Genomic DNA, 21763 nt, shown 5'->3' on the forward strand with positions numbered 1-21763 from the left:
ACAAAGGTAAAAATTAATCGTAAATATCCGTACCTTTGCGCATCAATTGATTTTTATGACAAAACAAAACTCTCCTTTGGTACTGGGTACCGAACGTATCGGAAAACTGCTTACGCAGTATGCTATTCCGGCAATTATAGCCATGACCGCTTCTTCGCTTTATAACATGGCTGATAGTATTTTTATAGGACATGGGGTAGGACCGTTGGCTATTTCGGGTCTGGCTCTGACATTTCCGTTGATGAATCTGGCGGCAGCTTTCGGTTCGCTGGTTGGTGTCGGTGCTTCTACATTAGTTTCGGTAAAGCTGGGACAGAAGGATTATGAAGGGGCCAACCAGGTATTGGGGAATGTGCTTGTCCTGAATGTACTGCTCGGGGTGGCTTTTACCATTGTCTTTTTGCTCTTGCTCGACCCTATTCTTTATTTCTTCGGGGCCAGTGAAAATACGATAGGGTATGCCCGCGATTACATGCAGATTATTTTATATGGGAATGTGATAACCCATATGTATCTGGGATTGAATGCGGTGTTGCGCTCGTCGGGCTTTCCCAAACAGGCTATGTATGCCACCCTGGCTTCTGTGGTGATAAACTGTATCTTGAATCCGATTTTTATCTTTGGTTTTGAGTGGGGAATCAAGGGTTCTGCATGGGCGACAGTCATTTCGCAGGTAATCTCCTTGACGGGACAGATGATTCATTTTTCAAGTCCGAAACAGTTGCTCCATTTTAAGAAAGGGATTTATAAACTGAGGAAAGAGGTGGTGAAGGGTATTCTGTATATCGGGATGTCGCCTTTTTTGATGAATCTTTGTTCCTGTCTGATTGTTATCCTGATCAACCGCGGTCTGAAAGAACATGGGGGAGACATGGCGATTGGTGCTTATGGTATCGTAAACCGCATTATTTTCTTGTTTGTAATGATTATTATGGGCTTCAACCAGGGAATGCAACCTATTGCCGGATATAATTTCGGTGCCCGCTTATATCCCCGTGTAACGGAAGTAACCAAGTTGACGATGAAGTGGGCAATCGGAGTGGCAACGACCGGTTTTCTGCTCTGCCAGTTATTCCCGACCCTGATTGTGAATATGTTTACAACGGATGACGAACTGGTGGAAGCGGCCGTGTTCGGTCTTCATATCGTATTTGCCGTTTTCCCGATAGTCGGCTTTCAGATGGTGGCAACGAACTTCTTCCTTTCGATCGGTATGTCGAAGAAGGCTATATTCCTGTCACTTACCCGGCAAATGTTGTTTCTGATTCCTTGTCTGATTGTCCTTCCCCGCTTCTTCGGTACGCTGGGAGTCTGGATCAGTATGCCGGTTGCCGATACGATCGCAACAGTCGTTACGGCAATCGTACTGGTGAATCAATTCAAGAAGTTTAAACATGAATCACCTAACTAAAAAAAATATTGTATATTTATCGCAGGATAATAAAATCGGTTAGTATATGGATAACAAAATCATATTGACCATCGGTCGGCAGTTTGGCAGTGGTGGTCGTGAAATAGGGAAAAAACTGGCTCAGGCATTGGGCATCGGTTATTATGATAAGGAGTTGATGGCGGTGGCCGCCAAGGAAAGCGGATTGAGCGAAGAGTTTTTTGAAAAGGCGGACGAACGTGCTTCGAGCGGACTGGCGTATGCTTTTACTATGGGATATTCTTATATGGGAATGTTCACTCCTTATAATGACATTCTTTCCAACGACGGACTGTTTAAATTCCAGAGTGACGCAATCCGCAAGTTGGCATCGGAGCAGTCGTGCGTGCTGGTGGGACGTTGTGCCGATTATATCCTGCGCGATGATCCGGATTGTCTTAGTTTTTTTATCCATAATAATATGGAAAACCGTATCCAGCGCATCCTCGAAAGCCAGAATATCACTGTCGAACAAGCAAAGGAACTGATGGGGAAGACCGATAAATCGCGTGCAGCCTACTATAATTATTATACGAATAAAGAATGGGGTGTAGCCTCTTCCTATAATTTTTCTATCGACGTATCCGTATTGGGTGTAGACGAGACTGTCGAGTTCATGAAAGCATTTGTTGAACGGAAAATGAATAAGCGTCCGCCACATTTCGGATAATTTACTATCTTTGTCGTCGACTTATCATAGGGGTGCCTTAATACACAGGCTGAGATTATACCCATAGAACCTGCCCGGGTAATGCCGTGAAGGGAGAATCGGTAGAATTGCTAAATAAAGGAGAGCTTTAACCTCTATGTGCTCTCCGATGTTTAAACTCTAATTATTATTGTAATGGAACAGATCGTTTCAACGGGGATTATTGACTCTTATTTTGCAAAACTGAAGAGCAACTTATCAATTGATGTGGCTATTGTTGGTGGTGGCCCTTCCGGTATCGTAGCAGCTTATTATCTGGCTAAAGCCGGAAAGAAAGTGGCTCTTTTCGACCGTAAACTGGCTCCGGGAGGAGGCATGTGGGGCGGTGCCATGATGTTTAATGATATTGTCGTACAGGAAGAAGCCATGCCGATCGTGAAGGAACTGGGCGTTTCTTATCATGATGCCGGCAATGGTACTTATATTATGGATTCGGTTCATACTACTTCTGCATTGATCTATCAGGCAACAAAAGCCGGTGCTACTATTTTTAACTGCTATTCTGTGGAAGATGTGGTATTCCACAACGATGCAGTAGCCGGTGTGGTAGTTAACTGGGCTCCGGTAATCCGCGAAGGTATGCATGTAGACCCGCTGACTATTATGGCAAAAGCCGTATTGGAAGGAACAGGACACGACTGCGAAGTGGCACGTACTGTTGCCCGCAAAAACGATATCAAACTGAATACCCCGACCGGCGGTGTAATCGGCGAACGTTCATTAAACGTTGAGTTGGGTGAACAGACAACGGTAGAAAATACAAAAGAAATCTATCCGGGACTGTTTGTTTCAGGTATGGCAGCCAACGGTGTAAGCGGTAGCTTCCGTATGGGACCGATTTTCGGTGGTATGCTGATGAGCGGTAAGAAAGCGGCAGAACTGATCTGTGCAAAACTGGATAAATAAGATTATCTGATATACATGAAAAGAAAGGACGGTTATCTTTTTACAGATTTCCGTCCTTTCTTCATATAGTAACATAAAAACTCATGCTTCCTATTACATCTTCTCTACAAGTTCCCGTTGTTTTTTGAAAAACTGTATACGCTGCATTTCTCCGCTTTCGGAGATCATAGTAGAAAACTTACGTAAGGATTGAATCCATTCTTTCAGGTTCTTACACATCTCTTTGTCTCTCGATGTGATCGAGTTGATCGAAAAGATCCGGATCAGGCTTAATTGCAAACTGGATGTTTCCACAAAACTGTATGTGGCTTCGAAGTTTATGTTGGATATATATATATGTATATCCTTGCCTGAGTCAAATTTACCTCTGGAAGCGATTGTCTCCAGGTCGTCCAATAGCCGGAGGAGTTCTTCCTGTAGTTTGGTTACTTCCTCTTCCGTGATTAAATGAATGCTGGCGAAATATTTAATATCGTTCACCAGGTAGTTAAACATCATGCTGTCCCATATATAGTTTGTTGTTTGTATATATGTACTGGCTTCTACGAATGCCTTTTGGGCATGTTTGAGTTCTTCGGATAAATTTAATTCTGAAAAATATTTTACACAATTTACTTTTTCATTCTGGTACATCCATTTAAATAACCGAAACTTAGACAAGCTATCGTATTTCAGATAATAAGTCTGTGGTATCATATTTGAGGCTGTACTTAACTCCGAAGTCGGATCGTCGCGCAGAGACTCAAACAATTCAAGATAGTGGTCAAGGATTTTGTAATACGTTTTGATAGGATCTGAATAATGTAAAAGATTCAGGTCGAACATTGCGTTATTAGTATAGCTTATACCCACGATCTGGTCAAGTGAAACTCCCAGTTTCTTTGAAATGATGGAAGCCTCATTGAGGGTGAAGGGAACCTCGCCGCGTAATCTTCTGTATACGGCCTCTTTTCCTATGTAGAGAATATCCATCAGGGTATTCGCTAAATTAACCCCATCCGGTATCTTCTCTTTCATTACCTCGATCAGATTTGTATTTAATACATCTGTATTCATTTCCAATTCTCCCTTTTAAATAATATATATGTTCAATTATTAAACAATAAACAAAGCGTATTGTTTCGAAAAACGCAACAAATGTAATAAGCACACTCACGGGTTGCGTATTTTCGAAAATGCGGAGGGGGTAAATAGACGAATGAGAAATAGATATGACTGAAAATACCTTATATGCGAAATAAAACTCCCGTATTTGCTTAGTAAATTCGCATATCTCAAAAGAGAGACGGCAATGATGGTTTGAACGGATAGTTATTGCAGTTTATTATTAATACTAAGTGATGTTAATTGAAATAGCATTAGAATGGATGAACTTTATTTTATTTTAGTCTTAGATTTTTTGTTTATAAATTATTGACCTAACCAAACATTTGCTTGTATAATCAGAATGAGTAGACCACTAATGCTAATACCATGAACAACTGTCCGGCTGGGAGGTGACTCTCGGCCGGAATTTTTTTTTGCTATATATCTGATATTTGCCATTGTGTTGCAAAATAAACTTTCTATTTTTGCAGAATAAATATGAAAGCAAAGAAAAACATAATCCGTTACGTAATGTTGATAGCCGGCATCATCATGCTGCTTTCGGTCATTATACCGCATCATCATCATAGTAACGGTCTGCCTTGTTTTAAACCGCTGACTGAACACAGTCACAAGAGTGCTTCTTCTCACGATTGCGGTTGTAACGGGCATAATGTTGCTCTTTTCACCTCTCTGCTGTCACATGCGACGGATGTGGATGCTAGCCATCTGCTTTTCCCTTTGCAAGTTTTATTTGATTATATTAACCCTCCCGAACCGGCTTTTTGCGGACAACCTTTTGAACGCAGTCGAGCCTTTTATATTGAGTCTCTGCACGATAGCTGGATAACGTGTGCAAGTGGACTGCGAGCCCCTCCTGTGTTATAATTGTTACTGATGGTGGCGAACCTTATTCGCTTTTCGGTGTTTTTATCTAAACGCCGAGCTATTTATTACGCATTAATAACACATTATAATACAATGAAAAAGATATATTTATTGTGGGTTTTATGTGCCTACATATTTGCAGGTTGTGGTGGCGGAGCTACTAAATCTGAAGAGCATAATCATGATCATGAAGCACATGAACATGAAGAGGGGCACGATCATGAGCATGAAGGACATGACCATGAACACGAAGGAGACGAGCATGAAGGACACGAACATGGGAATGAAGCTGCCGCCGGCGTACATTCCAATGAAATCATTTTCAAAGAAGAATTAGCGAAAGCAGTCGGTTTACAGACGAAAGTGATGGAACCGGCTCCTTTTACCGATGTGATAAAGACCAGCGGAAGCGTGATGGCTGCACAAGGCGATGAAACGACTGTGGTTGCTACTGTCCCCGGTATCGTTACATTCGGCAGTTTATCTTTTGTGGACGGTACTCCGGTCCGGAAAGGACAGGCTATCCTGAGCCTGGCTTCCAGTAATTTGTCTGAGGGGAATGTGGCAGCCCGTGCCAAATATGCATACGAAAATGCCAAGAAGGAATATGAACGTATGCAACAGCTGGTGGGAGATAAGATCGTTTCTGCCAAGGACTTTGAACAGGCACGTCTGAACTATGAAAATGCAAAGGCCGCTTACGATGCCATTGCCGGTAAACAAACAGAGAACGGTGTATCGGTTGTTTCTCCGATGAACGGATACTTGAAGAACCTTCAGGTGAAAGAAGGCGATTATGTAGCTGTGGGACAACCGTTGGCTACGATTTCTCAGAATAGCCGCCTGGTGCTTCGTGCCGAAGTGTCGGAAAAGTATTATCAATATCTACCGGCTGTACAGTCTGCTAATTTCCGAACTCCTTATGACGACCAGGTGTATGAGCTTTCCGAACTTCACGGACGTTTACTTTCTTACGGAAAGGCTTCGGATGCCAATTCTTTTTATATCCCAGTGACTTTTGAATTTGATAATAAAGGGGCTGTAATTCCCGGTTCGTTTGTTGAAATCTATTTGCTTACCTCTCCGATGCAGGATGTGTTGAGCGTTCCGGTTTCCGCGTTGATAGAAGAGCAAGGCGTTTATTCCGTATTTATCCGTCTGGATGAGGAAGGATACAAAAAGCAGGAAGTGAAACTGGGTGCCAACAATGGTGCTGAAGTCCAGATTCTGTCTGGTCTAAAACCGGGAGATACGGTTGTTACACAAGGTGCTTACCAGGTCAAACTGGCTTCTGCCTCCAATGCTATTCCGGCTCATACTCATAATCATTAATAATGAGCAAATATGCAAATATGCCAATGTGCCAATGGAAATCTCATGGTACTATCTTGATTGGCACATTGGCATATCGGCTAATTAAATAATTATTCTTATGTTGAATAAAATAATATATTACTCGCTGCATAACAGATTGGTTGTCCTGATCTGTGCATTGCTGCTGATGATAGCGGGAACCTATACAGCTTTTCATACAGATGTAGATGTGTTTCCCGACCTGAATGCTCCGACCGTGGTTATCATGACGGAAGCAAATGGTATGGCTCCTGAAGAAGTGGAACGCCTGGTGACTTTCCCGGTAGAAACAGCAGTGAACGGGGCTATGGATGTGCGCCGTGTACGTTCTTCCTCTACCACCGGTTTCTCTGTTGTATGGGTTGAATTTGACTGGGGAACGGATATCTACCGTGCCCGCCAGATTGTTTCGGAAAAGCTGGCAGTCGTTAGTGAAAGCCTTCCCGAGAATGTAGGCAAGCCGACGCTGGGACCGCAATCTTCTATCTTGGGAGAAATGATGATTATCGGTCTGACTGCCGATTCTACTTCTTTGCTCGATTTGCGTACGATTGCCGACTGGACAATCCGTCCGCGTTTGTTGTCGACAGGTGGTGTGGCACAGGTCGCTGTGATTGGTGGCGATATCAAAGAATATCAGATATTGCTTGACCCCGCCCGTATGAAACATTATGGAGTAGGGTTGGATGAAGTCCTGACGGTCTGCCGTAATATGAACCGCAATGCAAATGGCGGCGTCTTGTATGAATATGACAATGAATATATCATCCGTGGCGTTCTTTCCACTCCGAAAGTGGAGGAACTGGCAAAAGGGGTTATCAAGACTGTAGACGGTTTTCCGGTTATGCTGGAAAATGTGGCGACGGTGAAGATAGGAAGCAAAAGTCCTAAACTGGGTACAGCTTCTGAACGCGGCAAACATGCTGTGTTGATAACGGTGACCAAGCAACCGAATACCAGTACAATCGACCTGACAAACAAGCTGGACGGTATCGTTGCCGACCTGCAAAAGAACCTTCCGTCGGATGTGAATGTCTCTACCGATATTTTCCGTCAGAGCCGTTTCATCGACAGTTCTATTAATAATGTAAAGAACAGTTTGTTTGAAGGAAGTTTCTTCGTTGTCATCGTTTTGTTCCTCTTCCTGATGAATATCCGTACGACGGTGATTTCGCTGGTGGCATTGCCTTTGTCATTGCTCGTTTCTATACTGGTTTTGCATTATATGGGGATGACCATTAATACAATGTCTCTGGGCGGTATGGCGATTGCTATCGGTTCGCTGGTGGATGATGCGATTGTCGATGTGGAGAATGTGTATAAACGAATACGGGAGAACCGGATGCTTCCTCCGGAAGAGCGACGCTCGGTATTGGAGGTGGTTTATGACGCTTCCCGTGAAGTGCGTATGCCTATCTTGAATTCCACGTTGATTATTGTGGTAAGTTTCGTACCCCTGTTTTTCCTTCATGGTATGGAAGGACGCATGTTGGTGCCGCTGGGTATTGCGTTTATCGTTGCTTTGTTTGCATCTACCGTTGTTGCACTTACTTTGACGCCGGTATTGTGTAGTTATTTGCTGGGTAATAAGTCGACCGATAAGAAGATAGAAAAAGAGGCATGGGTAGCCCGTAAATTGAAGGAGGTATATGCTTCCGCATTGAAAGTTGCCTTGGCGCATAAGAAGATTGTACTGGGTTCTACAGTAGGTCTGTTCCTTGTGGCGTTGGGTATTTTCTTTACGCTGGGACGCAGTTTCCTTCCTCCTTTCAACGAAGGTTCTTTTACTATTAATGTAAGTTCGCTGCCGGGTATTTCGTTGGATGAATCAGACAGGATGGGACATCGGGCGGAAGAGTTACTGATGCAGGTGCCCGAAATCCAGACGGTGGCCCGTAAGACCGGACGTGCCGAACTGGATGAACATGCATTGGGTGTGAACGTTTCGGAGATAGAGGCCCCGTTCGTATTGAAAGACCGTAGCCGGGAAACTGTGATGAATGATGTCCGTAAGAAGCTGTCGACTATCAGTGGTGCGAATATCGAAATCGGCCAGCCTATCTCTCACCGTATCGATGCGATGCTTTCGGGAACGGAAGCCAATATCGCCATCAAACTGTTCGGTACCGATTTGAACCGTCTCTTTACGATTGGCAACGATATTAAAAACTCTATCCAGAGTATTCCGGGCCTGGTTGACCTGAAAGTAGAACAGCAGATTGAACGTCCGCAGCTGACCATCACGCCGAAACGTGAACTGATGGCTAAATATGGCGTATCTCTTCCTGAGTTTGAAGAATATATTAATGTCATGCTGGGTGGCGAAGTTGTCAGCCAGGTGTATGATGACGGTAAAACATTTGACCTGACAGTAAAGACTTCCGACGAAAGCCGTGCAACGATGGAAGATATCCGTAATCTGATGATAGATGCCGGAGGGAAGAAAATCCCGCTGAGTTATATTGCCGAGGTTCGTTCGGTAACCGGTCCGAATACGATTAACCGTGAAAACGTTCAGCGTAAGTTAGTAATCAGTGCGAACGTATCCGAACGGGATTTGCGCAGTGTTGTAAATGATATTCAGAATAAGATTGGAACATCAATCAAGTTGCCCGAAGGGTATCATATCGAATATGGCGGACAGTTTGAAAGTGAACAGGCTGCCAGCCGCACGCTGTTGCTCACTTCTTTGATGTCTTTGCTGGTAATCTTCCTGTTGCTTTATAATGAGTTCAAGAATGCGAAAGAGAGTGGTGTCATCCTGCTGAACCTGCCGTTGGCTTTGATTGGTGGCGTGTTTATTTTGTGGCTGACTTCCGGCGAAATCAGTATACCGGCTATTATCGGTTTCATTTCGCTGTTTGGTATCGCTACCCGAAACGGTATGTTGCTGATTAGTCATTATGCACAGCTGCGCAGTGAAGGGTTCTCTGTTTACGATACGGTGATACACGGTTCGCTGGACCGTCTGAACCCGATTCTTATGACTGCTTTAAGTTCGGCTTTGGCATTGATACCGTTGGCATTGAACGGAGATTTGCCGGGTAATGAGATACAGAGTCCGATGGCGACTGTCATCCTGGGAGGGTTGCTGACATCTACTTTCTTGAACGGATTTATTATCCCTATTGTTTATCTTTTAATGAATAAGGAAAAATGAAACAATTCATAGTAATTACCTTGTTGGCTTCCGCTGCGCTTTCAGTGAACGGGCAGAATTCTATCGATGCCGTCCTGCGCAGTATCGAAGCCAATAATAAAGAATTGCAGGCAAACAACCAGCTTACCGTTTCTAAGAAATTGGAAGCGAAGCTGGATAATAACCTGCCAGACCCTTCAGTTTCCTATGTACATCAGTACGGCAACCGGGAAGGGATGGGGATACAGGGAGAGTTGGTTGCATCCCAGTCGTTCGACTTCCCTTCGGTATATGTGCAGAAGAATAAACTGGCGAAATCGAAAGCCGCCAGTTTCGACCGCCAGGGGGCAGAGTTTCGTCAGCAAATACTTTTGCAGGCAAAAGAGATTTGCCTTGACCTGGTCCTGCTGAACCAGCAACGGGCATTACTCGACCAACGCAGGCAGAATGCGGAACAACTGGCGGAACTGTATGCCATGCGTTTGGAAACCGGCGATGCGAATATTCTGGAAACAAATAAGATTGACCTGGAGCTGCTGAATGCGAAAACGGAAGCCCGTATGAACGAGTCTGCCCGTATTGCCAAACTTCAGGAACTGGCAACATTGAATGGTGGTATTGCTATCGACTTCACGGACACGACCTATATGTCGGACGGTGATATCCTGTCATTCGAAGAATTATGTGCGGAGGCTGTGACTTCCAATCCTCAGTTGCTTACGTTGAAAAGCGAGCAGGTGGCTGCCCGCCGCCAGTTGAGCGTCAATAAATCGAAGAGTTTACCCAGTTTTGAGTTGGGGTATCGTATGAATACGGCTACCGGCGGAGAACGTTTTAACGGTTTCCTGGTTGGTATCAGCATTCCTTTGTTCTCAAACAGGAATAATGTAAAGCAGGCTAAAGCGCAGGCTCTTTATACCGACCTTCAACTGGAAAGTACGACAACGACCGTGGAAAGTGAATTGCACCAATTGTATAACCAGTCGGTCGCTCTGAAGACTTCTATGGACGAATACAATACGGTTCTGAAAAGCCAAAATAGCCTGGCATTGTTGAATAAGGCTATCCAGACCGGCCAAATCAGTATGATTGAATATTTCGTTGATGTAACGACTTTCTATCAGAGCATGCAGAATTATATGCAGTTGCAGAACGAGTATCAGAAGGTGATGGCGCAATTGTATAAATATAAGTTATAAACTTTCTTATAAAATAAGGAAGGTTCATGTCTTTTTCGGGCATGGACCTTTTTTATTATAGCTTCCCATTGAGCCGTATATTGGTTACTAAACTTATAAAAAGTTATCGTACTGTTTTTTTTCATCATTGTATTTTTTATTATGCAAATAAGTTTTTACTTTTACAAAGTACTTTTTACCAGGAGATTATACAATGTAGCATTGTTTAGGAGACCGATAATCAGACATATCTGTGGATAACAGGTATCAGAATGCCTTAATTCGTATAAAGAATACATATTAGTATTAATTATCAATTTAAAGAGACCATGAAAGATTTAGAAATGTACATCGATGGACAGTTCATCGAGAATCGATCCGGAAAGTGGATCAATGTGTTGAATCCTTCTACGGAAGAAGTTATATCCCGTATGCCTGACGGGACAGTGGATGATGTTCGGGCTGCCATCGATGCGGCGGAGAAGGCGCAAGGAGCATGGGAACGACTGACTTCCATTGAACGTGCACAGTATCTGACCAAAATAGCACAGGGAATTCGAAAAAGGGAAAAAGAACTGACGGATATTATTGTACGTGAAGGAGGCAAGACGCAGGGACTGGCCAATGTGGAAGTTAACTTTACAGCCGATTATATCGATTATATGGCCGGTTGGGCACGCCGTTATGAAGGAGAGATCATACCCAGCGACCGTCCTCATGAGACTATCTTTGTATTTAAGAAACCTATCGGAGTGACAACCGGTATATTGCCGTGGAACTTCCCGTTCTTCCTGGTTGCCCGTAAGGCAGCCCCGGCTATGTTGACAGGAAATACGATTGTGTTGAAACCAAGTCAGTTGACACCGGAGAATGCGTATGTCTTTGCCCGGATCGTGGATGAAGCGGGAGTGCCTAAAGGTGTATTCAATATCGTAAATGGTCGCGGATCGGTTGTCGGGCATGAGATGGCCGCTAATCCGAAAGTCGGAATGGTCAGCCTGACAGGAAGTGTTTCTGCCGGTGTGCAGACGATGGAAGCCGCTTCAGCTAATGTGACGAAGGTATCGCTGGAGTTAGGAGGAAAGGCTCCGGCTATCGTTATGCCGGATGCGGATATGGATCTGACCGTGAAGTCGATCATTGCTTCCCGCGTGATCAATACCGGACAAGTGTGCAACTGTTGTGAACGTGTTTATGTGCATTCCAGTATTAAAGATGTTTTTATTGAAAAGTTGCTGGATGGCTTTGGTAAGGTTAAAGTAGGCAACCCCAACGAGGTCGCAGATTTGGATATGGGACCGCTGATTGATGCCGGTGCCTTGAAATCAGTGGAAGAAAAAGTCGGAAAAGCCGTTAAGCAGGGGGCGACCCTGGCTTATGGAGGCAAACGTATCGGAGCTAAAGGCTACTTCTTTGAACCGACCCTTTTGACTAATTGTACACAGAAGATGGATATTATCCAGGAAGAAACATTCGGTCCCGTTCTCCCGGTTGTAGAGTTTACAGAAGTGGAAGATGCTATTACCTGGGCAAATGACTGCGAATACGGGTTGACCTCTTCCGTCTATACACAGAATCTGGATATGGCGTTTAAGCTGATGCGTTCCTTGAAGTTCGGTGAAACTTATATCAATCGTGAAAACTTTGAAGCCATGCAGGGTTTCCATGCCGGCTGGCGTAAATCGGGTATTGGTGGTGCTGACGGTAAGCATGGCCTGGAAGAATACCTTCAGACTCATGTCGTTTATCTGGAGACGCAGGGTTAATTAAGCTATTACTGAATGCGGATGACGCAGAATACACAGAGTAACGCAGATGTTTTATAAGAAAAGAAATTATAAATCTGCGAGTATCTGTGTTTTCTGCGTCATCTGCGTTCGGTAATATTGAATAGTTTTCCGGATAATATATGTATCTTTATTCCGGAATATGGAAAAACGAATCAAAATGAGAAACGCTGCTATCTTATGTTATTGCCTTTTTGTATTAGGCGCCTTTACTACGAATGCCCAGGAAACGAATAGCCTGGGAATGCAATTTGCCCGGATTCCGGCCGGCTCTTTCCACATGGGAAGCCACGGATGGGGAGAAGATTATGATGAAGCACCGATTCATCCGGTAACGATCACAAACCCTTTTTTGATGGGAACGACCGAAGTGACAAATGCTCAGTACGAGCGTTTTGACCCTTCCCATAAGAACTTACGGGGAAAGTACGGCCTTTCGAAAGAAGATGACGAAGCTGTTATTTATGTGAACTATCACGAGGCGAAAGCATTCTGTGACTGGCTTTCGGAAAAGGAAGGGAAGACGTATCGTCTGCCAACCGAAGCCGAATGGGAATATGCTTGCCGTGCCGGGTCCTACTGGAATTTCTGGATGGACGACGGACTTCATGGCGTGTATCATAAGAACCAGCAAAATGTCTGGGGAACGGATTCTACAATCAGCCTTCAGGTTGGCAAAACTCCTGCCAATCCTTTCGGACTGCACGATATGCACGGAAATGTAGAAGAATGGTGCAGCGATTGGTACGGACCTTACGAAGCATTACCGCAAACAGACCCGGTGGGCCATGCTGACGGATTATATAAAGTGACACGTGGCGGAAGCCATAGCACTCCGGAAAGATTCCTGCGTTCCGCCAACCGTATGGCGATGATACCTGAAGATAAACACTGGCTCACCGGCTTCCGGGTAGTGCAGGCCGATATGCCTAAAACCCAGCCGCTTCCTGTGGCCGGACCGACCCTGCAAGAGCATATATCACAGCAGAAACATAGCTGGGACGCTCCTTTGAAAACACCTTTCTTCGGTGAACCTCTCGTCTATGTGAAAACGCCCGAATGTTCTTCCGGCGTCCCGTTCTACAAGCATAACCATTGCCCTGCCATAACCTGGTGTGATAACGGGGATTTGTTGGCTATCTGGTTTACATGCGACGAAGAATCGGGTAGGGAGATGGTGATTCTGGAAAGCCGCCTGAAGAAAGGCAGTACCGAATGGAGCGAGCCGCACGAGTTCTTCAAGGTGCCTGACCGGAATATGACCGGTTCTTCCCTGCTGAATAATAAGGGTACACTCGTCCATATAAATGGGGTGGAAGCTGCCGGTACCTGGGAAACCCTCGCTATGGTCATGCGGACAAGCACGGATAACGGTGCAACCTGGAGTCGTCCGCGTATCATCGCCCCTGAGCATGCCAGGCGGCATCAGGTGATAGCCGGTTCTTTCCGCACTAAGGAAGGTTGGCTGGTACAAGCCGCCGACGCAACTCCCAGGAGCAATGGCGGCACGGCATTGCATATCAGCAAGGATAACGGTCTGACCTGGGAAGATATGGGCAAAACCAATCCGGGTAAGTTTGAAGCAGGTGCTTCGGGCGGTACTATTGCCGGAATCCATGCCGGAGTAGTGCAACTGTCCGACGGCCGTTTTATGGCATTCGGACGTGGTGACGGCATTGTCGATAAAGACGGTCTGGAACGGATGCCCATGAGCCTGTCGGAAGATAACGGACGCACCTGGACATACAGCGCTTCTGAATTTCCCCCGATTGATGGCGGTCAGCGTCTGGTATTGATGCGTTTACAGGAAGGACCTGTTTTGCTGGTCTCTTTCACGAACCATCCTTTCCGTCTGAAAAATGGATTGAATGGTATGACCTTTAAAGATAAGGATGGCAAGGAATATACCGGTTACGGAATGTATGCCGCCCTTTCCTTCGACGATGGAAAGACATGGCCTGTTAAGAAATTACTGACCGATGGCAAAGAACGTTTTATGGATGGAGGCGCCTGGACCGGTTTCTTTGAAATGGACGGGAGCCATGCGGAACCCCGCGGTTATCTGGCCGGTACGCAATCGCCGGATGGAATGATACATCTGGTAAGTAGTCGTAACCATTACCGTTTCAACCTGCCATGGCTGGTAAAAGATACAGGGTATTCATTTTAAGTGATAAGTTTGATTGTGAATTGATTACAGTTGTATGGCTCGATATATCCGTCGAAGTATTCGTCCAGAACCACTCCCAACTCTTTGGCGAGAGTAACGACCTTTTTTTGTTCGGAAAGTGATAAAGGTAATTTAGATTTGGGTTATTATCTATTTATAAACTCCTTATATTTGCAAAATAAAGAACTAAAGTATGGAAAATATTATTTGGATACAAAACTATCAGTCTCCTTGCGGAGAATTGATACTGGGTTCGCTGGACGGCAAACTTTGTTTGTGCGACTGGATGGATGAGAACCGTAGGGCACTGATTGACCGGCGGCTGCAAAAGGTATTGCATGCCCGCTATGAAACAGGTGAATCCGAAGTGATTGTCCGGGCAGTTGCCCAGCTGGATGAATATTTTGCCGGAAAAAGAACGAAGTTCGACATCCCGTTGCTATTTGCCGGTACTGATTTTCAGAAAACAGTCTGGAATGCGTTATTGAATATCCCTTATGGGAAAACGGTCTCTTATGCTACTTTGTCGCAGGATTTGGGTAAACTGAAAGCTATTCGTGCTGTGGCTGCTGCTAATGGTGCAAATTCCATTTCGATACTTGTTCCTTGCCATCGTGTTATCGGGAGTAACCAAAAGCTGGTTGGATATGCCGGTGGCCTGCCTGCCAAACAGTGGTTGCTCGATTTGGAATCCTCTGGCAGACTCTTCTGATATTTACCAATCTCTCATCTGTAATTTAGGTATATTTATCTGTAATCCGTCTACAATCGAAACGGTCCGGTTTCTTTAGCTTTGCAACATCAGTAAAACAGAAAGATATGAAACGTAAATTGTTAACATTGGTATTCATCGTATCAGGCTTAATGCCTGCTATTGCCCAGAATGTTTCGGACCTTAAAACAGAAAAAGATATGGATAGGATTGAATTATGTAAAAAGAATTATACCACTTTATTCGGTGGCGAAGCCCTGACCGGGCAGGGAACTGACCCGGAAATGATGGATATTCTTCAGAAGTTTATTTTCGGAGAAGTATTCCGCACGGGAGAGCTGGATATAAAGACCCGTGAAATGATAACCTGTGTTACATTAGCAACTATGCAGACTTTGCCCCAGCTGAAGGCACACGCAGGGGCGGCATTGAATGTGGGAGTTACTCCTGTTGAACTTCGTGAAGCTATTTATTCATGCGCTCCGTTTATCGGTTTTCCCAAAACCTTGAACGCGCTGACCGTCATTAACGAAGTATTTAAAGAACGGGACATTTCCTTGCCATTGGAAAAACAAGGCACGGTTACGGAAGAAAACCGTCATGAAAAAGGGGCGGCTGTGCAAGACCGGCTTTATCCCGGCGGTATCAGCCAGGTGATGGAAGATATTCCGGGGGAGATGGGTGACGATGTGGAACGTTTCCTGACAGAATATTGTTTCGGTGATATGTATACCCGTGGCGGACTTGACCTCAAGACACGTGAGTTACTGGGATATTGTGTCCTGACGACATTGGGAGCCGACAGCCAGCTTCGTTCTCATTTTCAGGGAAATCTGAATGCAGGTAACAGTAAGGAGACGGTTGTGGCGGCAGTCATACAATGTCTTCCGTATATCGGTTTCCCGCCGGCAATAAAGGCCTTGAAAATAATAAAGGAAGCATCTGCCGTAAGTCCGGCAAATAACCTGGTCCGCCTCTCCAAAATTACTGTAGACCCGGCACAATTGGATGCATATAATGCTTACCTGAAAGAAGAGATTGAAGCCTCCATGCGCCTGGAATCGGGCGTACTTACTTTATATGCCACGGCCGATAAAAAGCAACCGAATAAAATAACAATCCTTGAAATCTATGCAGACCGGGAGGCTTATGAAAAGCATATCCAAACGCCTCATTTCCAGAAATACAAACAGGGAACTTTATCTATGGTTGAGGAACTGGAACTGACGGATACAACTCCCTTGCTTCCCGGGCTGAAAATAAAATAGGCTTTTATCGCTATACAAAACTGACGTTACATTAACATCTTACTATATTTTATATGACAATAAAATGGGGATTTAAGTAATTTATTCGTAAACTTGTAACCTTAAATAAAAACGTTAAATTTAAAATTAAATCTTCTGTTTTATGTCAGTAAAATCGTATATTGAATCCAATAAAGAACGCTTTCTGGAAGAGTTGTTCAGCTTAATCCGTATTCCCTCCATCAGTGCCAAACAAGAGCATAAACCTGATATGCAGGCTTGTGCCCAGCGCTGGACGGAACTGTTACTATCGTCCGGAGCGGATAAAGCCGTGGTGATGCCGACGGAAGGTAATCCGGTCGTATATGGCGAAAAGATGATTTCGCCCGATGCCAGGACCGTGCTTGTTTATGCCCATTATGATGTAATGCCGGCTGAGCCGTTGAACTTATGGAAAAGCCAGCCGTTTGAACCCGAAATACGCGACGGCCGTATCTGGGCTCGTGGTGCGGACGATGATAAAGGACAGTCTATGATGCAGGTAAAAGGCTTTGAAACAGCCTTGAAACTCGACCTGCTGAAGTGCAATGTGAAGTTTATCTTCGAAGGAGAGGAGGAGATCGGTTCTCCCAGCCTTGAAACCTTCTGCCGTGAACATAAAGACTTATTGAAGGCTGATGTGATTCTGGTATCCGACACCAGCATGGTAAATGCCGAAACACCGTCGTTGACGACCGGCCTGCGGGGTTTGGCTTATTGGGAAATCGAAGTGACTGGCCCGAACCGCGATTTGCATTCCGGCCATTTCGGTGGGGCAGTGGCTAATCCTATTAATGTATTATGTAAACTGATGGCCGATATTATCGATGCCGACGGACGTATCACAATTCCCGGTTTCTATGACGATGTAGAAGAAGTGTCTCCGGCCGAACGCGAAATGATTGCACAAATCCCGTTTGATGAAGCGAAATATAAGGCTGCTATCGGAGTGGATGCCTTGTCCGGTGAAAAAGGTTATTCGACGCTGGAAAGAAACAGTTGCCGTCCGTCGTTCGATATTTGTGGTATCTGGGGCGGTTATACGGAAGAGGGCAGTAAAACAGTGCTTCCGTCCAAAGCCTATGCAAAAGTATCCTGCCGCCTGGTTCCGCATCAGGAACATTCCAAAATATCAAAAATGTTTGAAGATTACATAAACCAGGTGACTCCTGCATCTGTTAAGGTAAAAGTCACGCCGAAACACGGTGGACAGGGTTATGTTTGTCCGATCGACCTTCCGGCTTATCAGGCGGCGGAAAAGGCTTGCACGGTTGCTTTTGGCAAGAAACCGCTGGCAGTACGTCGCGGAGGAAGTATTCCTATCATCTCCACCTTTGAGCAGGTATTAGGTATAAAAACCGTCTTGATGGGTTTCGGACTTGAACAGAATGCTATTCATTCTCCTAATGAAAGTTGCACGCTCGACTTCTTCTATAAAGGGATTGAATCGGTTGCCGAATTTTATAAAGAATATAAATGATACAAAACGAAGTGATAGCCCGTGCTCTGTCGAATACAGGTATCGAGGCATTAAATGAAATGCAGCAGGCCGTGCTTGATGCCGGAACGACGAAGGATATGGTGTTGCTCAGTCCCACGGGGTCGGGTAAAACCCTGGCTTTCCTGCTGCCCTTACTTACTACGTTGACGGATGAGGATAAGAAGATACAAGCGCTTATCATCGCCCCGTCTCGTGAATTGGCTTTACAGATAGAGACGGTATTCCGTTCGCTCGGAGCCGGATATAAGGTGAACTGCTGTTACGGCGGCCATCCTATCCGGACAGAAAAGAAAAGTCTGGAGCATCCGCCAACGGTGCTTATCGGTACGCCCGGACGAATCCTCGACCATCTGGAACGGGGGAATATTAATCTGGATACCGTCCGTACATTGATTCTGGACGAATTCGATAAGTCTCTGGAACTGGGCTTTCAGGATGAGATGAAAGAGATTCTCTCACATCTTCCCGGAGTGCGTCGCAGAGTGTTGACTTCAGCAACCGAAGCGGTGGAAATTCCTCTCTTTACCGGTATTACATCGCCTGTCCGCCTGTCGTTCCTGACCGGAGTGAAAGAGGCGAAAGGTCTGACTCTGCGTATCGTGAAATCGCCGGTTAAGGATAAGCTGGAGACATTGTATAAATTGCTTGGAGAGTTGAAAGGCGAGTCTGCCTTGGTGTTTTGTAACCAGCGTGAATCAGTGGAACGTGTCAGCAATTATCTGACAGAAATGGGAGTGGATAATGAATACTTTCACGGAGGTATGGAACAGCCGGAACGCGAACGGGCGTTGTCGCTTTTCCGTAATGGCAGTGCATCCGTTTTTATCTCTACCGACCTGGCATCCCGTGGACTGGACATTCCGGAAGTAAAGAATGTGATTCATTACCATCTTCCCATCAATGAAGAAGCCTTTATCCACAGAAACGGACGTACGGCCCGTATGAATGCGGAAGGAAATGCCTTTATGATACTGAATGAGATAGAGACTGTTCCCGAATATATTACCCGTGAACCGGATGAATTCTTCCTGCCGGAGAAGGCCAAAAAGCCGCTCCGTTCGGAATGGGTTACATTGACCATTAACCGCGGTAAACGGGATAAGTTGAGTAAGAAGGACGTAGTCGGTTTCCTGTTCCAGAAAGGCGGATTAGACAAAGATGATTTAGGCGTTGTAGAAATCAAGGAAAGTTGCGCCTACGCCGCAGTAAAACGTGATAAGAAAGAGGGTTTGCTGGCGCGTATCCGTGATGAGAAAATAAAAAATATGAAAGCTAAGTTTATATGAAGCTGCTGATTAAAGGGGTAGAACTGAATGGCGTTGCTACCGATATTTATATAGAAAACAAATACATCAAACAGATAGGTCCCGGCCTGTCTGTTGCCGCCGATAAAGTAATTGACGGTAGTCGTAAGGCTGCCATTCCGGGATTTGTCAATACGCATACACATGCGGCTATGACTTTGTTCCGCGGCTTTGGAGACGATATGCCTTTAATGCCCTGGCTGGAAGAAAAGATATGGCCCAATGAAGCGAAACTGACGAAAGAAGATGTTTTCTGGGGAGCTAAACTGGCTTGTCTGGAAATGATAAAAAGCGGAACGACTACTTTCTTCGACATGTATCATAAGTTTCATGCTACGGCAGAGGCTGTTGAAGAGATGGGAATCCGGGCAGTCATTTCCAGTGCCTGTTTCGACCATTTCCAACCAGAGTTGGCGGAGAAAAGTAAACAGACCATTCAGAAGTTGTATAAAGAGATGGACAGATACGATAAACGGATACATTTCTCCGTAGGTCCGCACGCCATCTATACGGTTTCCGGTGAGTTGCTGCAATGGGCGGATACTTTTGCAAAAGAACATAACGTGCCAATCCAACTGCATCTGGCAGAAACGGAAGGGGAAGTGGAGAACTCTGTAAAGCAGTTCGGGGCGACTCCTGTCCGGTATTTATATAAGTTGGGTGTATTGTCTCCCCGTTTGTTGATTTCCCACGGTATCTATGTAGATGCGGATGAAATCCGTATGCTGGCAGACCATGGAGTGAAGGTCGCTCATAATCCGGCCTCCAATATGAAACTGGCTTCTGGCATGCACTTCAAATTTAAGGAAATGCGTGAAGCCGGCATCACTGTCGGTCTGGGTACTGACGGTTGTTCGTCGTCCAATAATCTCGATATGGTGGAAGCGATGAAGCTGGCCTCCTTGTTGGGAAAAGTCTGGCGAAAAGACCCGGAAGCCGTTACAGCCGATGAAATATTCCATTCCGCCACGGAAGCCGGAGCCTCTTTTGCTGGCTTAAAAGCCGGACGGATAGCAGAAGGTTACCTGGCAGACCTTTCTTTGGTAGATTTGAATATGCCGGCATTTACTCCGAATTTCAATTTCATATCCAACCTTGTCTATGCTGCAAACGGTAGCTGCATCGATACCGTTATTTGTGACGGAAAAATCCTGATGCAGGATAAGAAAGTACCGGGTGAAGAGGAGATAATGGAACGCGCGGCACAAATAGCCTACAATTTAATGAAAAGATAACTTTTAAGTTGCCGGTGATTGTTTTATATCATCAGTAGCTTTTCAGGAAAAGTTCATAATGTCTTTTGTAAAAGACGTACGTCTAAAATAATTTACACCTACCTCTAAATCTATTTACACCTAGGTCTAAATGAATTTAGAGGTAGGTATGACAGAAAAGTCTTTATAAAGATACGTTTCTGTCGTAATGGCATTTCAAGGAGATTATTATATTGAAATAAATTTATAATGCTATGAATACAAGTTATACAAACGAACAATATCAGGAGGCAGCGGCATTTATAGCTGCACGCATTACCGGAAATCCGGAAACGGCTATTATTCTCGGTAGCGGATTAGGTTCATTGGCAGACCGGATACAGGATGCCATTGTAATTCCGTATGCAGAGATTCCTCATTTTATGCATTCTACGGCTGCCGGTCATAAAGGTAATTTTATTTGCGGCAAACTGGGAGGTAAGCAAGTTCTGGCTATGCAGGGTCGTTTTCATTATTATGAAGGGTATTCCATGCAACAGGTGACATTTCCCGTTCGTGTGATGAAACTGTTGGGTATAAAGAATCTTTTGGTGTCGAATGCTGCCGGTGGTATCAATAATACGTTTAAAGTCGGTGACCTGATGATTATCCGTGATCATATAAATATGATGCCTAATCCGTTGATAGGTCCGAATAATGAATTGTTCGGTACTCGTTTCCCGGATATGACCCGTGCTTATGACCGTGAGTTTGTCCGTTTGGTGGAAGAGATTGCAGCTTCTCATAATATTCCTTTGAAAAAAGGTGTATATGTTGGCCTGACCGGTCCTTCTTTTGAAACACCCTCCGAATATGCTTTTTATGGCCGGGTAGGAGGTGATGCGATTGGAATGAGTACGGTTCCGGAAGTAATCGTAGCTCGCCATGCAGGATTAAGAGTGTTCGGAATGTCGGTGATTACGAATGAAGGTTATCATTTTGCCGACGATTTTGTGAATGACGGAGCGGATGTAATCGTAGCTGCCAACAAAGCTGCGGTAGTAATGACAACTTTATTCAGTGAACTCGTTTCCCGTATCTGATTTTTTTCGGGATGAAAGT

The 21763-nt window shown here is 44.9% G+C and carries 16 protein-coding genes and 1 riboswitch; of the genes, 15 read left to right on the forward strand and 1 reads right to left on the reverse strand.

From position 1 onward, the window contains the following. The first annotated feature begins 55 nt into the window (after positions 1-55). The 3 genes from DWW91_RS12940 to DWW91_RS12950 all read left to right on the forward strand — a co-directional run bounded on the left by DWW91_RS12940 (position 56) and on the right by DWW91_RS12950 (position 3044). The gene (locus DWW91_RS12940) at positions 56-1411 is read left to right on the forward strand and encodes an MATE family efflux transporter (RefSeq protein WP_122327963.1); all 1356 of its coding nucleotides are present in this window, start codon (positions 56-58) and stop codon (positions 1409-1411) included. A gap of 46 nt (positions 1412-1457) precedes the next feature. Next, positions 1458-2099, forward strand: a complete 642-nt coding sequence (locus DWW91_RS12945) for an AAA family ATPase (protein WP_007653382.1) — start codon at positions 1458-1460, stop codon at positions 2097-2099. Positions 2100-2117: 18 nt separating this feature from the next. Continuing rightward, positions 2118-2213, forward strand: a riboswitch (TPP riboswitch). Positions 2214-2273: 60 nt separating this feature from the next. Then, positions 2274-3044 (forward strand): sulfide-dependent adenosine diphosphate thiazole synthase, encoded by a 771-nt coding sequence (locus DWW91_RS12950; RefSeq protein WP_010803511.1) that lies wholly within the window; start codon positions 2274-2276, stop codon positions 3042-3044. A gap of 93 nt (positions 3045-3137) precedes the next feature. On the opposite strand, the gene DWW91_RS12955 is transcribed toward DWW91_RS12950, so the two are convergent. Beyond that, a complete protein-coding gene (locus tag DWW91_RS12955) occupies positions 3138-4100 on the reverse strand; it encodes a hypothetical protein (RefSeq protein ID WP_007653387.1) in 963 nt (320 codons plus the stop codon). Positions 4101-4628: 528 nt separating this feature from the next. Here DWW91_RS12955 and DWW91_RS12960 point away from each other — a divergent pair. The 12 genes from DWW91_RS12960 to DWW91_RS13020 all read left to right on the forward strand — a co-directional run bounded on the left by DWW91_RS12960 (position 4629) and on the right by DWW91_RS13020 (position 21744). Beyond that, positions 4629-5018, forward strand: a complete 390-nt coding sequence (locus tag DWW91_RS12960; protein ID WP_228100026.1) for a DUF6769 family protein — start codon at positions 4629-4631, stop codon at positions 5016-5018. A 93-nt stretch (positions 5019-5111) separates the two neighbouring features. Further along, positions 5112-6350, forward strand: coding sequence for an efflux RND transporter periplasmic adaptor subunit (locus tag DWW91_RS12965; protein WP_010803509.1), 1239 nt, complete (start codon positions 5112-5114; stop codon positions 6348-6350). 100 nt (positions 6351-6450) lie between these two features. Beyond that, the gene (locus DWW91_RS12970) at positions 6451-9531 is read left to right on the forward strand and encodes an efflux RND transporter permease subunit (RefSeq protein ID WP_122327964.1); all 3081 of its coding nucleotides are present in this window, start codon (positions 6451-6453) and stop codon (positions 9529-9531) included. Next, entirely contained in the window at positions 9528-10709 is a 1182-nt protein-coding gene (locus DWW91_RS12975; RefSeq protein WP_010803507.1) for a TolC family protein, read from the forward strand. Before DWW91_RS12970 ends, DWW91_RS12975 begins: the two co-directional genes overlap by 4 nt. Before the next feature lie 308 nt (positions 10710-11017). After that, complete coding sequence (gene aldA, locus DWW91_RS12985; protein ID WP_122327965.1) at positions 11018-12454, forward strand: aldehyde dehydrogenase; 1437 nt, start codon at positions 11018-11020, stop codon at positions 12452-12454. 181 nt (positions 12455-12635) lie between these two features. Beyond that, a complete protein-coding gene (locus DWW91_RS12990) occupies positions 12636-14645 on the forward strand; it encodes an SUMF1/EgtB/PvdO family nonheme iron enzyme (RefSeq protein ID WP_122327966.1) in 2010 nt (669 codons plus the stop codon). A 193-nt stretch (positions 14646-14838) separates the two neighbouring features. Further along, positions 14839-15357: a methylated-DNA--[protein]-cysteine S-methyltransferase gene (locus DWW91_RS12995; protein WP_007653406.1), complete on the forward strand. Its 519-nt coding sequence runs from the start codon at positions 14839-14841 to the stop codon at positions 15355-15357. A 107-nt stretch (positions 15358-15464) separates the two neighbouring features. Further along, a complete protein-coding gene (locus tag DWW91_RS13000) occupies positions 15465-16625 on the forward strand; it encodes a carboxymuconolactone decarboxylase family protein (protein ID WP_122327967.1) in 1161 nt (386 codons plus the stop codon). A gap of 142 nt (positions 16626-16767) precedes the next feature. Continuing rightward, complete coding sequence (locus tag DWW91_RS13005; RefSeq protein WP_010803502.1) at positions 16768-18123, forward strand: dipeptidase; 1356 nt, start codon at positions 16768-16770, stop codon at positions 18121-18123. Beyond that, complete coding sequence (locus DWW91_RS13010; protein ID WP_122327968.1) at positions 18120-19430, forward strand: DEAD/DEAH box helicase; 1311 nt, start codon at positions 18120-18122, stop codon at positions 19428-19430. Before DWW91_RS13005 ends, DWW91_RS13010 begins: the two co-directional genes overlap by 4 nt. Then, a complete protein-coding gene (locus DWW91_RS13015) occupies positions 19427-20683 on the forward strand; it encodes an amidohydrolase (RefSeq protein ID WP_122327969.1) in 1257 nt (418 codons plus the stop codon). Before DWW91_RS13010 ends, DWW91_RS13015 begins: the two co-directional genes overlap by 4 nt. Before the next feature lie 233 nt (positions 20684-20916). Further along, positions 20917-21744 (forward strand): purine nucleoside phosphorylase I, inosine and guanosine-specific, encoded by an 828-nt coding sequence (locus DWW91_RS13020; protein ID WP_007653414.1) that lies wholly within the window; start codon positions 20917-20919, stop codon positions 21742-21744. Positions 21745-21763: the final 19 nt, after the last annotated feature.

The sequence above is a fragment of the Parabacteroides sp. AF17-3 genome, assembly GCF_003635445.1.
In the GTDB taxonomy this organism is placed as follows: Bacteria; Bacteroidota; Bacteroidia; order Bacteroidales; family Tannerellaceae; genus Parabacteroides; species Parabacteroides goldsteinii.